At 67.3% G+C, this 14,125-nt stretch carries 12 protein-coding genes, 1 rRNA gene and 2 pseudogenes (1 of these 15 only partly in view); 2 read left to right on the top strand and 13 right to left on the bottom strand.

Features of this window, described 5'->3' with window-relative positions; genetic code table 11:
• Positions 1-14 precede the first annotated feature (14 nt).
• The 12 genes and pseudogenes from MARKY_RS10330 to MARKY_RS10280 form a co-directional block, all read right to left on the bottom strand.
• On the bottom strand, positions 15-494 hold the full coding sequence (locus tag MARKY_RS10330; RefSeq protein WP_013704823.1) for a macro domain-containing protein: 480 nt from the start codon (positions 492-494) through the stop codon (positions 15-17).
• 26 nt (positions 495-520) lie between these two features.
• Positions 521-1,813, bottom strand: a complete 1,293-nt coding sequence (locus MARKY_RS10325; RefSeq protein ID WP_148230429.1) for an Ig-like domain-containing protein — start codon at positions 1,811-1,813, stop codon at positions 521-523.
• Between the two features lie 86 nt (positions 1,814-1,899).
• Positions 1,900-2,973: a C45 family autoproteolytic acyltransferase/hydrolase gene (locus tag MARKY_RS10320; RefSeq protein WP_013704821.1), complete on the bottom strand. Its 1,074-nt coding sequence runs from the start codon at positions 2,971-2,973 to the stop codon at positions 1,900-1,902.
• Positions 2,970-3,917 (bottom strand): GNAT family N-acetyltransferase, encoded by a 948-nt coding sequence (locus MARKY_RS11485; protein ID WP_013704820.1) that lies wholly within the window; start codon positions 3,915-3,917, stop codon positions 2,970-2,972. The genes MARKY_RS10320 and MARKY_RS11485 overlap by 4 nt, the downstream gene beginning before the upstream one ends.
• A 27-nt stretch (positions 3,918-3,944) precedes the next feature.
• Positions 3,945-5,804, bottom strand: a complete 1,860-nt coding sequence (gene dxs, locus MARKY_RS10310) for a 1-deoxy-D-xylulose-5-phosphate synthase (protein ID WP_013704819.1) — start codon at positions 5,802-5,804, stop codon at positions 3,945-3,947.
• Between the two features lie 21 nt (positions 5,805-5,825).
• Positions 5,826-6,479, bottom strand: coding sequence for a hypothetical protein (locus MARKY_RS10305; RefSeq protein ID WP_013704818.1), 654 nt, complete (start codon positions 6,477-6,479; stop codon positions 5,826-5,828).
• Between the two features lie 27 nt (positions 6,480-6,506).
• Positions 6,507-6,968, bottom strand: coding sequence for a hypothetical protein (locus tag MARKY_RS10300; RefSeq protein WP_013704817.1), 462 nt, complete (start codon positions 6,966-6,968; stop codon positions 6,507-6,509).
• A gap of 31 nt (positions 6,969-6,999) precedes the next feature.
• Positions 7,000-7,668, bottom strand: coding sequence for a PspA/IM30 family protein (locus MARKY_RS10295; protein WP_013704816.1), 669 nt, complete (start codon positions 7,666-7,668; stop codon positions 7,000-7,002).
• Positions 7,669-7,717: 49 nt separating this feature from the next.
• A complete protein-coding gene (locus tag MARKY_RS10290; protein WP_013704815.1) occupies positions 7,718-9,322 on the bottom strand; it encodes an acyl-CoA dehydrogenase family protein in 1,605 nt (534 codons plus the stop codon).
• On the bottom strand, positions 9,319-9,495 hold the full coding sequence (locus MARKY_RS12305) for a MerR family DNA-binding protein (RefSeq protein ID WP_425357344.1): 177 nt from the start codon (positions 9,493-9,495) through the stop codon (positions 9,319-9,321). Before MARKY_RS12305 ends, MARKY_RS10290 begins: the two co-directional genes overlap by 4 nt.
• A complete protein-coding gene (locus tag MARKY_RS11965; RefSeq protein ID WP_218916175.1) occupies positions 9,479-9,712 on the bottom strand; it encodes a MerR family DNA-binding transcriptional regulator in 234 nt (77 codons plus the stop codon). Before MARKY_RS11965 ends, MARKY_RS12305 begins: the two co-directional genes overlap by 17 nt.
• Positions 9,713-10,673: 961 nt before the next feature.
• A pseudogene (locus MARKY_RS10280) lies at positions 10,674-11,518 on the bottom strand (transposase family protein).
• Between the two features lie 207 nt (positions 11,519-11,725).
• On the opposite strand from MARKY_RS10280, the pseudogene MARKY_RS10275 reads away from it, so the two are divergent.
• Positions 11,726-12,829, top strand: a pseudogene (locus MARKY_RS10275) (transposase).
• 1 nt (position 12,830) lies between these two features.
• Here MARKY_RS10275 and MARKY_RS10270 read toward each other — a convergent pair.
• Positions 12,831-13,190, bottom strand: coding sequence for a hypothetical protein (locus MARKY_RS10270; protein ID WP_013704811.1), 360 nt, complete (start codon positions 13,188-13,190; stop codon positions 12,831-12,833).
• 467 nt (positions 13,191-13,657) lie between these two features.
• On the opposite strand from MARKY_RS10270, the gene MARKY_RS10265 reads away from it, so the two are divergent.
• A 23S ribosomal RNA gene (locus MARKY_RS10265) occupies positions 13,658-14,125 on the top strand; it runs 2,451 nt beyond the window's last position.

Raw genomic sequence — 14,125 nt, 5'->3', positions numbered from 1 at the left:
CACGACCTCCGGGGTTAAAGGGCCTTGCGGATGGCCTCGGCGTCGGCCTCGGTGTACCCGTAGAGCGTGACCTCGAGCGTGTCCGGCGCGGCCTTGATCTCCTCGAGCATCACGCGCGCGACCGCCTCCACCTCGAGGCCCCCCACGCCAGTCCCGAGGAGGGGAAAGGCCAGGGTGCGGATCCCGTGACGTTGGGCGAGCTCGAGGGCCGCGCGGGTCGCGGCGCGCACGGTCTCGAGGCTCGCGGGTTGGTCCCCCAGGACCGCGGCGTGGATCACGTAGCGGACCGGGAGGTTCCCGGCGCCGGTGAGGGCGGCTTCGCCCACCTCGATCCGGCCGATCCGGTCGCACTCGGCCTGGATGCTGGGGCCGCCTCTTCTCGCGATCGCGCCGGCCACGCCCGCGCCGAGCTTGAGGTAGTTGTTCGCCGCGTTGACGATCGCGTCCCCCTCGTAGGTGGTGATGTCCCCTTGCGCGACCTTGATGCGTGCCATACCTCTCAGTCTACGCGGGGGGCGGCTTAGCGGAACAGGTCCACCCCGCCCAGGAGGAGGAGGCGGACGCTGGGGCCGCCTTCGCTCGCGGTGGGGAAGATCAGGTCCGCGTTCAGTTCGAGGGGGAAGGTGGGCCGCCCGAAGGCGTACGTGCCCAGCGTGAGGCGGAGGTGCACGCCCTGGTCCCCGCCGGCCTGCAGGGGGGTGGAGAACCCCACGCCGGTCCCCAGGTACCCGTTCTGCGTGCGTTGCACCGCGTCCAGCGTGAAGAGGAGGGCGTGGCCGGGCTCGAAGTCGAGCTCGAAGGTGACGAGCCCCTCACCGAAGAAGGAGGCGAAGACGTTGCTGAGGAAGGAGAGGGGGTCGTTGGCGGCGCTCGTGATGTCCTGCGTAACCTGCCGTGTGGGCCGGAGGGGCGGGGGTGCGCCGAGGGTGGGGGTGAGGCGCAGGCCGAGGCGGAACTGCTCGAGGGCGTGCACGTCCGTGCCACCCACGAGCGCGCCGGCGCGGATCCCGAAGCTCGGGGGCACGACGGTCACGGTGGTGCGTGCGGTGGGGGTGCCGCGCGTGGGGCGGCCCACCGCGCGGACCGTGACCGTGGCTTGTCCTGGCGTGAGGCCCGTCACCCGGCCCGTCTCGTCCACCGCGATGCGGGCGGGGTTGTCGGCCTGGTAGAGGAACTGCACCTGCCCCACCGGCCGTCCGAACGCGTCCACCGCGAAGGCCTCGAGCGTGCGGGACTCCCCGATCGCGAGGCGCAGGGTTTCCGGCACCACGAAGACCTGCTCAATCGCGACCTCGAGGATGCCCGCCTCGGGGGGGAAGAGCTGGGCGACGAGCGCGTCCACCAGCTCGATGGCTTCCGTGACGCGCGCGGCGGGCGCGGCGGCGGCGCCCACGAGCGCGACCCGCCCGTCCCGCATCGCGTAGCGCTGGGCGGTCACCACCACGCTGGATTGCAGCGTGCTCACGGTGCCCGTGATGACCTGGTCGGCCTGCCCGCTGGTGATCAGGGCGCGGACCTCCTCGGGCACGCGGTCCGGACCGATCGTGAAGGGGGCGGGCCAGGGCACGAGCTCGAGGACGTCGAACCGCCCGGACTGTACCAGCCGGGCCGTGATCCCGCTCGGCAGGAGCCGCGCGAGGCGGGCGAGGTCCGGGGCGGGCGCGGCTTCCGCGCTGACCAGGTGCCCGTCGTCGGTGAGGACCGCGAACTCCATCACCGCGACCCGCGTGCGCGGGGGGGGCTCGTTGCCCGGGTTATCCTGCGCGAGCCCCAACGGGGCGGCTGCCCCGATCGCCAAGATCATCAGGATCATCCACGCGAGAACACGCAACCCTCGATGCATGCGACACCCCACCGTCCCGACATCCACCGCCACTCTAGCACGGGCTCATGAGGGGTCTATAGGGCGAAGGTCTGGAAGGCGTGGGTGCACGGGGGGCCGTCCGCGAGGTGCAGGGTGCGTGCGGTGAGGTCCATCACCACGCTGACGACCGTGGCGTACCGCTCGTCCGGGGGGAGGTCTGGGAGGGCGTGGCGGCACAGATCCCACGGCTGGCCCTCCCCGTCCTGCAGGATGCGCTGGATCTTCTCCACCGTGAGGGGACGCGCGGCGCGGAGCAGCGCGTGCAGGCGCGCCTCGCGGGCGACGGAGTGCGGCCGGTGGGGGTCGGGCGGCTCCGTGACTCCCAGGGCTTCGGGGTGGGTGAAGTGGTTCGCGTGCGTGAGGCACCCGTCCCGGCAGGTGAGGCGGTACATCCCGTCGGGGGCCGCCTCGAGGCTTACGACCCGGTCGGGGGCCTGCCCGATGAGGAGGTTCATCGAGCAGGCGCGGGGCTTGTCCGTCACGACCGCTACGGCGGCGTTGAAGGTGCGGGCGCGCAGCACGCGCCAAAGCCGCACGTGAAACGGGGTGGTGCGGCGGTCCCAAGCGTCCGCGGTGGAGGTGAGGCCGTTCACCCCCACCCCCACCCCGGCGCTGTTGAGGCCGATCTTGGCGCCCAGGATGCCGGCCTCGGTGTACCCCAGGGTCTCGAGGCCGTCCGGTTCAGTGGTGCGCACTACCGCGCCCGCCACCTCGGGGAACCAGTCCCAGTTCTGCCCCATGAGGAGGTGCCCGTCCCGGGTGGCTTCGGGGCGGACCGCGAAGCTCGTGCACCCCTCGCGAAGCAGGTTGCGGGTGAACTGGTAGTACAGGATCTCGTAGCGCAGGTTCAGCGCGGCGATCGCCTCGAGCGGGGCGCCGCTCGCCGTGGCGATGGCCCGCATGCCCGTCGCGTACCCCGGGTGGCAGCGCTCGAGGTACGGGAGGTAAAGGGCGGCCCGCTCGAGCACCCCGGGCCACGCGGCGCCCTCCAGAGCGAAGCGCTCGCGGTAGACCTCGAGGTTGTGGTGAATCCGGTCCTTCAGGGCTTCCCCGTGCGCGCGCCCTTGGGCGGGCGGGGGGCCCTCGAGCCGCAGGTACGGGAGGTTCACGTGAAGGGCCCTTCCAAGGCGAGGAGGAGGGTGGGGGGGCAGCGCGTAAAGCCGAGCCGTTGGTTGATCCCGAGCATGCGGGCGTTCACCGCGTGATTCATGGTGCGGACCTCGCGGTAGCCGCGCGCTTTGGCGCGCGTGAGCGCGGCGACCTTGAGAGCGGTGGCGAGGCCCTGGCGGCGCGCTTCGGGAAGGACGCCGGTCAGGCCGGTGCGGAGGAGCTGGGGTTGGGCGGGGTCGGCGAGGAGCTGGCTGAGCCCCACGAGCCGCTCGCCGGTTTGCGCGAGCATCCAGAGCTCGGGCAGGAGGATTTCGGGGGCGAGGGCGCGGCTTCGCCAGACCTCGAACGGCCACGGGTCGAGGGGTTCCCGGGAGGGCACGTCCCGCAACAGGCGGAGGGTGAGGGCGTACAGGGCGCGCTCGTGCGCTTCGCCGCGCCCGTACTCCGCGAGGGAACGGAGGGCGTGCCCGTGGGTTTGGGCGCGCTCGAGGACCGCCGCGAACGCCGTGGGGTTGAATCGGGTGAGGTCCAGCCGGGACTCGTGCATGCGGTCCGCTTCGCGGAACCCGAGGCGCGTGAGGTACTCGAGCGCTGCCGTGCGCGTGCTGGGGAGGGCGGTGACCACCTGGCGGGCGCCTGCGCGCGCGAGGATCTGGCGGGCCGCCGTCCAGAGCGCGTCCTCGAGGCCCTGCCCGAACGCGACCTCGGGCAGGTACAGCTTGAACTGGGCGCGGCCGGAGGGCTCAACGCGCACCTGGGCCGCGGCCCGCAGGCGCTCCTCTGCGCGGACGCCCAGGTACTCGAGGCGCTCCCCTTCGCGCAACCGCGCCTTCTCGACGCGCAGCGTCTCTGGGGCGAGGGGGTGGTCCGGGTCGGTCCGGTGGGTGAGCGCGGCCAGCTCAGGGTACGCGCTTTCCGGGAGGGGGACGGCCGCTTGGGTCACGATCCCCCATTCTACACCGCGCGCGGTTCACGCGGGTTCCGACGCCGTGAGCGTCACGCCCAGCGCGGCCAGAGCCCGGCGGATCCCCGCCGCGTCGATCCCGGCCTTGGCGTGCAGGCTCGGGATCCCGCCGTGCTCGATGAACCGGTCGGGCAGGCCCAGCACGCGGATTTCCGGCTTCAGCTCGAGCCGGGCGAGGGCCTCCAGCACAGCCGAACCGAACCCGCCCATCGCCTGGTGGTCCTCGACGGTGACGAGCTTGAACCCCCGGGCGAGCCGGGCGAGCATCGCCTCGTCCAGGGGTTTGATGAACCGGGCGTTCACCACGCCCACCCGCGGGTCCTCTCCGGCGGCCTCGAGGGCGTAGCGTAGGGTTTTGCCGAAGGCGAGGATGTACGCTTCGCGGCCCTCCTTCAAGACCTCCCACGTGCCCCAGGCGATCTCGGGCCACACGCCTTCCGGGGCGGGGTCCACCGTATCCCTCGGGTAGCGGATCGCGATCGGGCCGCCGACCTCGAGGGCTTTTTTCAGCATGGCGCGCAGCTCGAGGGCGTCTTTGGGCGCGGCGATCGTGAGGTTCGGCACGGTACGCAGGTACGCGATGTCGAACACCCCGTGGTGCGTGGGGCCGTCCGCGCCCACGAGGCCCGCGCGGTCGATGGCGAGGATCACGTCCAGGTTCTCGATGGCGACGTCGTGGATCACCTGGTCGTAGGCGCGCTGCAGGAAGGTGGAGTAGATCGCGACTACGGGCTTCATGCCCCTTAGCGCGAGACCCGCGCCGGTGGTGACCGCCACGTCCTCGCAGATTCCCACGTCGAGGTACCGGTCCGGGTGGGTTTGGGAGTACTTGACGAGGCCCGAGCCCTCCCGCATCGCGGGGGTGATCACGAACAGGCGGGGCTCGAGGTGCGCGAGCTCGGTCACCGCGTCCCCGAAGGCTTGGGACCAGGAGTACCCTTTCTTGATCTTCTGGGGGTTTTGGGGGTCGAAGCCGGGCGGGCCGTGCCAGTAGACGGGGTCGGACTCGGCGACCTTGTACCCCTTGCCTTTCTTCGTGACGACGTGCAGGATCGTGGGGCCCTTGAGGGATTTGAGGTGCTCGAGCAGGTAGATCAGGCTCTTCAGGTCGTGCCCGTCCACGGGCCCCACGTAGCGGAGCCCCCAGGCGTAGAAGGGGTTCTCCTGGTGCAGGACCAGCTTCGCGGCTTCCTTGGCGCGGTCGGCCATCTCGTAGAGCTTGGGGGAGATGCGCTCCAGCACGCCCCGGCCGAACCGCTCGGCGTCCTGCACCCACTTCTGCACCTGGAGGGTGCGGAAATGCCGGTTCAGGGCCCCGACGTTCTGGGAGATGGACATCTCGTTGTCGTTCAGGATGATGAGGAGGTCTTTCTGCAGCTCCCCGATCTTGTTGAGGGCGGCGAGGGCCATCCCGCCGGTGAGGGCCCCGTCCCCGATCACGGCCACGATCTTGTACGTTTCGCCCCGAAGGTCGCGGGCGAGGGCCATCCCCAGGGCGTTCGCGAGGGAGGTGGAGGCGTGCCCGACCGTGATCGCGTCGTGCGGGGACTCGCTGACCTTGGTGAACCCGGAAAGCCCCCCCTCCTTACGGATGGTGTGGAACCGGTCCTTGCGGCCCGTGAGGAGCTTGTGCGCGTAGGCCTGGTGCCCCACGTCGAACAGGATCCGGTCAGTGGGGGAGTTGAACACGCGGTGCAGCGCGACGATGAGCTCCACCGCCCCCAGGCTGGAGGCCAGGTGCCCCCCGTTCTGCGCCGTAACGCGGATGATCTCGCTGCGCAACTCCTCGGCCAGCTGCAGCAGCTCGGCTTCGCTCAGCCGCTTCAGGTCCTCCGGTGTATCCACTTGATCCAGAACCGACCCCATAAACCCGGTGCCTCCCCTCCCCTAGAAGTTACGCCGGACGAGCAACAACCCCTCGCGGGTGCGCACCTCCCCGAGGTGCGGCACGAACCACGCCTCGTACTCGCTCGTTTCGCCGTCCGAACTCCGGCCGCTGAAACGGATCATGTACGCCTCGAACACCCCCGCGGGCACGCGGACCTCCCCCTTCCCGATCACGGTGAACGTGTACTCCAGGTCGAACCGGGCCTGCTCCTCCACGCCGCTCGGCAGCACGAACACGCTCCGCACCCGCGTCCGCCCCCCCCAACGATACCCGACCTCGAGCAAGGCCTGAGGGGGGTACTCGAGCAGGGGCGGGTCGAAGGTGACGCGGCTTGCGCTGATGACCTCCTCAAACCCCAAAAGCCGCACCCCGTCCGCGGAGACCTGACGGTAGTAGAGGCGTTCCTGCCCGCGCCCGCTGAACCGGTACTGCACCGCGTTCACGCCGTTCCACGCGGTCGGGCCCAGCACCTGTAGGCGGTAGGGCGGGTCGTCCAGGCGGTCCCCTTGGGGGAGGTACACCCACTCGAGCCCGGCGCGGGCCGGGTAGAACCCGACCGGGCCCTCCACCCGCAGCGTGGCCTCCGGCGCGGTGGTCGGGGCGGGTGCACAGGCCGCGAGCAGCACGAATAAAGCCAGTAACGCGCGTTTCATTCAGCGAACCCCCATACGTTCAGGCCCCTAACGGGGCCGCTCCTTCAACACCTCGCTGAGGCTGACGCGGAAGTCCTCGAGGCCCGCGAACCCCTCGGGCGCCTCCGGCCCCTCCCAGATCAACAGCTCGGCCGCGAGCCGCTCCAGGATCCGCACCCCCTCCTGGAGCTTGCGTTCGATCTCGTGCTGATAGGCCTCGAGCCGCGCTTTCGCCTCGGGATCCAGCCGCCCTCGCGCCAGGAAACGGCGCACCTCCCGGCCCTTGCGGGCCAGGCGCTCGAGGGTGCGCGCCATCCGCCGGGCCTCCGTTACGTGCGCACGCAAGGTAGGAGAGGGGGTCCGGCCGCGTTTTTGAATCTCGGCGAGCGCCCGCTGGATCCGCTCGAGCTCCTCCCGGTACGGCGCCGAGGGGTGCGCGGGGCGCGCGGTGATAAGGGCGAGGACCGCCCCCACGAGCCCCAGGATGACGACAACCTCCAGGAGGACCATCGCCCTGATTGTACCCAATGCGCCGGGCAGGCTAGGGGTTCAGGCCCAGCTCACGCTTAAGGGCCGCGAGTTCCTCGTCCACCTCGCGCTCCGCGCCGAGCTGCGCGAGTTCCGCCTCCAGGTCCACCTCCCGGTCCATGCTCGCGAGCGCCTCGTGCCGGTCCTCCATCTCGAGCAGGCGAGCCTCCATCTCCTCGAAGACCTCGAGGGCCGGGTGCGCGTCCACCTTGGACTCCATGCGGCGCACGGCCTCCGCGGCCTCCACGCCTTTCTTGCGCGCTAGCAGGAGTTTCCGGCGGCGTTCCGCCTCCGCGATCTTGGCCTCGAGGGCGCGCAGTTGGGTCTTGAGCCGCGCCACCACCTGTTGCTGGGCCTCGATGGGTTCGTGAAAGCCTTCCGCCAGGGCTTCTGCCTGTTGCTTGCGCTTTAAGGCCTCGCGGGCCAGGTCCTCGCGGCCGATCTTGAGGGCCTCCGCGGCCTTAGCCTTCCAGGCGGCGGCTTGTTCCGCGTAACGCTGCCGTTCGCGCTCGAGCTTCTTGAGTTCCGCCCCGGCCCCCGCAACCTCCAGCCGCGCCTCCTTAAGGGCCTGGCGCATGTCCTCGAGGGCCTGGTTGAGGATCTTCTCCGGGTCCTCCGCACGCCGCAGGAGGTCGTTGAGGTTGGCCCGGATCAGCCGGCTGAGCCGGTCAAGGACGCCCATTGCACCACCTCCACCCCCAGTATCGCACGCCGCGCCTCGAGGCATGGCATCAGGCGTCCTCCTCGAGCGCGAGAACCTCCGGGGCGGCGAGCGCCCACTCGGGGTAGGGCTCCCCCAAAAGGAACCGGGTCGCGTACAGCCGGGCGAGGACGGCGTACCGCTCGCCGGCGCTCCCGGCCAGGGCGTACAAGGCCGCGACGGTCGCCGCGTCCGCCAGCCGCTCGAGGGCCGCCTTCGCCAGCCAGGCCGCGGCCTCGGGGCGGGCGCCGTTCAGGCGGGACAGGGTGGCCTCGAGGACCTTCAGGGTGGCTTGGGCCTCCGGATCCGGCTGGGCGCCTAGGGTAGCCGTGACCTCCTCGAGGAAGGGCCGGTGCGCGTGTTTTTTCTGCATGGCCTCGAGCATGTCCAGGGCCTGGATGTTGCTCGGCCCTTCCCAGATGGGGGTGATGAGGGCCTCGCGGTGCCAGCGGGCCACCGCGTACTCCTCCAAAAACCCCAGCCCCCCGAACAACTCCATGGCCCGCTGGGTGATCGCCGCGGCGTGGTCGGCGGTGCGGTTCTTGGCCAGGTGGGAGAGGAAGCGCGCGTAGTGGTAAGCGGGCGTGTACGGGGGGCGGTCCCGCCAGGCCGCGTCGAAGGCCGCGACCGCGTGGAAGGCGAGGGCCAGCCCGCCCGCCTGGCGCACCGCGAGGTCGGTAAGGTCATAACGGACGAGGGGCTGCTCGAGGAGGCGCTTCCCGAAGGCGTGGCGGGCCCGCACCCTAAAGCGCGCCTCCAGCTGCGCCTTCTGCGCGATCCCCATAGCAGCGACCGCGTTCGCGAGGCGGGAGACGGTCAGGGTCTCCAGGGTGTAGTAGATACCCTCCTCGAGCCGACCGATCGGGTAGGCCTCACTGCCCTCGAGCTCCACCTCCCCGGAGGGGACGGCGCGGGTGCCGCTTTTGTGTTTGAGGCGGCGCACCCGGTAGTTCAGCGTGCCTTTCCGGTTGAGGCGCGGCACGAGGAAGAGGGCCAAGCCCTTCGGGCCGGGGGGCGCGCCTTCAGGCCGGGCAGTGACGAGGGCCACGTCGGCCAGCCCGGCGCCGCTCGCGAAGTACTTGTCCCCCCCAAATAACCGCCAGGCCCCGTCCTCCTTGCGGGCGAGGGTGCGGTTCGCGCCGAGGTCGCTCCCGCCCTGGATCTCGGTCATCCAGGTGGCGCCATAAGCCTCGCCATACAGCAACCGGTGTTTCCAGTCCTCGTACTGAGGGGCGTACTTGTGGATGGCGTAGGCCACCTGGTGGGTGATCGTGAGGATGCAGTACAGGCCGGGGTCGGCCAGGAGGTACCCGAGGGCGTAGTGGTGGTGCCAGCTCCCCCCCTCGTAGGGCGGGCGCGTGATCGGGCGCAGCTCCTCGAGGACCGTCCGCTGGGCGGGGGAGAGGCGCGCGCGGTCCACGCGGTTCCCGTACAGGTCGTGCATCACCAGGACCGGAGGAGCGTCCTGGTCGACGTGGTAGGCCACCTCGTAAGCCTCGCGCCCCATGTAGGCCCCCCAGCGCTCGAGCTCGGCCTCGTGCTGAGGAGCCTCTCGCCAGTAGTGGCGCAGCACGTTCCGCAGGTCGGGATCCAGCCGGTAATGGTTCGTGCCGTAAGCGTACGAGACGTCCTTCATGCTTCCTCCTCGAGCATCCGCCGGATCTCAGCGGCGCGTTCCTGGAGCTCGCGACGCATGGCCTCGAGCTCGGCGATCTGAGCCTCGATGACCCGAAGCTTTTCCTCTCCTTTACGGAGGGCCTCCTTGAGCTGGGTGCGGCCAGTCTTGTCCCGGTCATAGAGCTCGAGGATTTCGCGGATCTCCTCGAGGCTGAACCCCAGCCGCCGCCCGCGGAGGATTGAGTTGGAGGCGAACCCGGTCCCGTTCGTTGTAGATGCGGTGGGTGCCTCGGCGCTGGGGGGTGAGGAGGCCGATCTCCTCGTAGTAGCGGAGGGTGCGGGGGGTGACGTCGAAGCGTTCGCATAGCTCCGTAATGGTGTAGGTCCGAGCGGTTTTGTGTTCGCGCATGATTTACCTTAACGTAAACGTAAGATTATCCTAACGTCAAGAAGCTTGAGGGATATGCGATCCCTACATCCCCACATCCCCGCCTGTACTGGAGAGGCTGGGTTGTCGGTACCCCCCGACCCGGTCATCCTGGCGGGCTGGGCTCCCGGTAGTCGAGCGTTAGTGCGCCAGGCAGGGGGTGGCCTCCACCCACTCGATTTGCGTGATTAGGGGCACTCCGGGTCCAGCCCGTCTAGGGCCCGCCGGCGGTGCTTGGCCAAGCCACGATGGGATTCCCTGGCCTAGAATGCCCTAGGGGCCTTCGTCTTTGGAACTGCCATTTTTCATAAGGTTTTATTTCGACACACAAAGCTTAAGGATGAGGTTTCTTGTGTAGGCGATGAAGCAAAGGGGACAATAGAGCGAAGGCTATGGCCAGGGGCCAGACGATAGGCCTTGCCTGCACGCCATCTAACAAATCCCCGGCCAGTCCTATTAGGGCCAGTGTTGTGGCTGCGATTGTGAAGGAGTAGGCGATGCGCTCTTCTCTCCTCATGGATCACGCCCTTTTCACCGATTTTCCCCTATCCGCCTTTTGGATTAGGAGGTAGAGGGAAGCGCATTTCTCAACGGCTATGTTCGCCTGTCACTTACAGTTGCCGAATGCGTAACAGTTGACGGTATCGACGACATCGATACCTGCACTGATCCCTGCGGTTATGCCTGAAACATCGTTTGTGTAACGTTTATCGATAACCCATATCACCTATGGAACAAGTCTGCGTAGTGTGATGGAAACGAAAGTGTATGACATTCCGAACACAAGTCCCATTAACAACACCTCGGCAACCAGGATTTTGGCTGATTTCCTGGGGATACTAAGCAGCTTGCGTTCAAGCCAGTAAACAACGGGCACATAAATAATGCCAAAGATCAAACTCGTAGCCAGGATGTCTAGGAGGATATTCCTTCGTATGCTACCTCATAGCTCCACCCCGGCCATCCTGAGAAGCACCCGGCTACGTATGAGGTTGTGAACGAGCAGGATGAGGTTCACCCGGGCCACCAGACCCCAGTAGGACCGGGCCTCTATCCGATGAAGCCCCAAAGACCGCACCATCACGCTAAACCGCGTCTCAATCCAGTTCCGTACCCTTTCCATCCACCCTCTCCACCCCGTCTCCACCACCGTTCCTCCCCTGACCCGATAGGGTGGCGTCTTGACCCCCTGGACCCAGCGAAGACCCCGGTCCCCGAGGACCGCGGGTAAACCGTCCAGGAGGTCCCTTCCCCAGGTATTCCGGGCATTACCGGGGAGAATGGCCCAACGAAAGAAGAGACCCCGCTCGTTCATCACCGGCATGAGGACGTAGCCTCCAAAAGCCCCCAGAGGTCCTACCCCCATCGCGGCCTCGGGAAGAGAGAGGCCGTGGATGCGGTGGCCGTGGGCCAGGGGGATAGGCTTGAGGTCCACCACCTGCAAAAGTCCTTCTCCGCCAGCAAGGCGCGTAGCGAGGCAGGCCAACAGCCCCTGGGCCTTCTGAAGGACCCGGTAGAAGCGGGAGAGGTGGGGGAGGGAGGGGAAGTAAGCCTTCAGGGTGGTTTTGGCGGCCAGGTAGCCTTTGGCGAGGTCCTGGCCCTGGAGGAGCAAAAAGATGGCGAGGGTCAGGAGCTCGGCCAGGGTGGCCTTCTGGTGCTTTTGCTTTGGGGGGGGTTGAAGCCCTGAGCTTGCAAGGCCTTGAGTTCGTCATCCACCCAGATGTAGGTATCCACCAGAAGGGTTTCCGCGTCAAGATAGTAAAGGGGGTGCTCCCGGTTGGAGTCCATAGCACCCCCCTTCTTTCACATCTTGGGGGTCCAGATCAAGTAGCACACGAAGGAATGAGGTTAACGAAGCCTTTGAAATCCTTCTAGAGGAGATCGAAATGGTGACGAATAGTTTAACTCAAAACTTGCACTTATGCACCCTGGGGATACCTATGCGCCAGGACCACTTGAAAGGGGCCGCTGGTTTCCCGTCTGATGACGGGTGCCATGACCCAAGCGGCCCTGTCCCTACTTTGGACCCTCCTGGCCCTTTTGCCAAGCCCCCACCTCCAGGAATCCCTCAAGGCCCTGCTCTTGCTCCTCCTCCACGGCCACGGCAAGGCCAGACCCCAGCACAGCCAGGTCAAGTCCCCCTCCGCCCTCTCTCGCTTCCTCAACCGCTACCCCTGGCCCACCCGCGCTCTCATCCGCCTGGCAAGAAAAGAGGCCGAGAAAGCCCTGGACCGGGCCAGAAAGAAAAAAGGCCCCAAGCCCCGTCTCCTGGTGGTCCTGGACCTAGTCACTCTGGAGAAGCGGGGCCGTTTTCAAGGCCCTGCCCCTTTCCTTTTTTCAACGGCAAGTGGGGACTCCATCTGGTGGTCCTCTACCTCGTCTACGGAGACCTCCGCATCCCCTTGGGCCTACCGCCTCTGGCGGGGCAAGGGGGAGAAGGCCCTCTCCCGCCTGGCCCTAAGCCTCCTGGCCTCTCTGCCCCCCTGGATGCGCCGGGCCTTCCGGATACGGGTGGCCGCGGATGCGGCCTTTGGCACCACCTGGTTCCTTTTCGGGGTGAAGCGGTTGGGTTTTGAAGCGGTGGTGGGGATGCGGCGGGACCGGAGGCTGCGGGGAGGGGGGAGGCTTGGGGACCTCAGGCGGCAGGGGAGCCGGGTCTACCTTTGGGGGCTTTCCTTCCCGGTCTGGGTGGCCTGGTACCGCTACCCCCTGCCCCAAGGGGGCTGGGAGTGGCGGTACGTGGTGGCCACCTTTCCCGCCACGCCCCGGACGGCGCTCACTTGGGGAAAGAGGCGGTTTGCCATAGAGCACTTCTTCCGCGCCGCGAAAAGCGAGTTCTCCCTGGGGCAGTTTGGGCAGCGGACGGCTTTGGGGGTGCACCGTTTTCTGGTGCTTTCCCTTCTGGCCTACCTGTTGGCCCACTGGGTGGGCATGGAGGGGGAAGGAAGCTGGCGGGAGGCCAGGGAGCGGGCGGCGCGGGTTCTCTTGCCTGAGCTCGTGGTGCAGGTCGCCCTGCGGGAGCTCTATGCCCTGGGTCTCTGGCCGCCGGGGGGAGGGGGTGAAGGTTTATGCGGGATATGCGGGAGGTGCAAGTTTTGAGTTAAGGAATCTTGTTCAAAATCTTACCGCCGTAAGCCGTCACCATTCCGGCAAGCGCACCCGCTGCGGTATCTCTGGCGTCGACATAACCCTTTCGGCGGTAACTGTCGATAGCCGCAACTGTTGCGCCGATAGCGGCACCAACCAGTCCGCGCACAGCGAACCAACCCAATGGCCCAAGCGCCCCCTGCACGTCATCCAAATCTTCACTATCTAGCACAACACCTTCTGGCAGCACAATGTTTACAGCCTCTCCCCGCCCGAGCACCGCGGCGCTCGGGCGCTGTTCCGCGGCCAGGGTGGGTGTGGTGCCGAGCAGGAGGAGCCCGCAGACCAGAATCGTTACGAGTTCTTTCTTCATGTGCTTACCTCCACAAAGCGAGGGGATTCTTCCTGGATCTATTCTAGAAAGTAGGAGGAGGGGGTCAAGCGGAGCTTCGCCTGACCTCTCATCACTTTCGCCCTCCTCTCCTGCCCCCGGCCAGCTCTGCCAGCACCCGATAGAAGAGCCTGAGGATGATCCCCTTTTAACTCAGGAGGAGGCTGGGCCGAAGCCAGAGGCCCCAAGGTGAAGAGACGCTGCCGCTTCGGATGGGCGACCAAGCGGTGGAGCCAAGGCCTTTCTTCAATCCTCGCTGCCAAAAGCACCGGCATCACCTGAGCCAAGAGCAAGAGCGAGCGCCTTTTCACCAGGCTCGTCCGGGTTCGCAAAAGGGGCTTGACAGGTTTGGGTGTGTTTGTTATGCTCATGCTTGCGCTGCGAGGGGGTTGGTTCCCTGAGCGGCGGGGGATCTTGAAAGGTGGGGTGGTTTGGATAGCGTCCTTGAGGGTCAAGATAGTAAGGGCGCACGGTGGATGCCTCGGCACCCGAGCCGATGAAGGACGTGGCTACCTGCGATAAGCCTGGGGGAGCCGGTAGCGGGCGTTGATCCCGGGATGTCCGAATGGGGGAACCCGGCCCGTGTGAACGCGGGTCATCCACGCGCTGGTGCGTGTGGAGGGGAACGTGGGGAACTGAAACATCTTAGTACCCACAGGAGAGGAAAGAGAAATCGACTCCCTGAGTAGCGGCGAGCGAAAGGGGACGAGCCTAAACCGTCGGGCATGCCCGGCGGGGTTGTGGGGCCCTCGAATGCCGAAGCCCAGGTCTAGCCGAACCCTTCTGGGAAGGGGGGCCGGAGAGGGTGAAAGCCCCGTAGGCGAAAGGCTGGTGGCTAGGCGAGGGTACCCGAGTAGCCTGGGGTTCGTGGAGCCCTGGGTGAATCTGCGCGGTCCACCGCGTAAGGCTAAGTACTC

The sequence above is a fragment of the Marinithermus hydrothermalis DSM 14884 genome, from assembly GCF_000195335.1.
In the GTDB taxonomy this organism is placed as follows: Bacteria; Deinococcota; Deinococci; order Deinococcales; family Marinithermaceae; genus Marinithermus; species Marinithermus hydrothermalis.
Note: the sequence above shows the minus strand (reverse complement) of the source record. Positions and strands in the feature narration are given on the sequence as shown.

Coding starts and splice junctions, on each gene's coding strand:
- MARKY_RS10325 (WP_148230429.1), bottom strand. CDS start 1,813: ATGATCCTGATGATCTTGGCGATCGGGGCAGCCGCCCCGTTGGGGCTC.
- MARKY_RS10270 (WP_013704811.1), bottom strand. CDS start 13,190: ATGAAGAAAGAACTCGTAACGATTCTGGTCTGCGGGCTCCTCCTGCTC.
- MARKY_RS10330 (WP_013704823.1), bottom strand. CDS start 494: ATGGCACGCATCAAGGTCGCGCAAGGGGACATCACCACCTACGAGGGG.
- MARKY_RS10290 (WP_013704815.1), bottom strand. CDS start 9,322: ATGAAGGACGTCTCGTACGCTTACGGCACGAACCATTACCGGCTGGAT.
- MARKY_RS10295 (WP_013704816.1), bottom strand. CDS start 7,668: ATGGGCGTCCTTGACCGGCTCAGCCGGCTGATCCGGGCCAACCTCAAC.
- MARKY_RS10305 (WP_013704818.1), bottom strand. CDS start 6,479: ATGAAACGCGCGTTACTGGCTTTATTCGTGCTGCTCGCGGCCTGTGCA.
- dxs (WP_013704819.1), bottom strand. CDS start 5,804: ATGGGGTCGGTTCTGGATCAAGTGGATACACCGGAGGACCTGAAGCGG.
- MARKY_RS10300 (WP_013704817.1), bottom strand. CDS start 6,968: ATGGTCCTCCTGGAGGTTGTCGTCATCCTGGGGCTCGTGGGGGCGGTC.
- MARKY_RS11965 (WP_218916175.1), bottom strand. CDS start 9,712: ATGCGCGAACACAAAACCGCTCGGACCTACACCATTACGGAGCTATGC.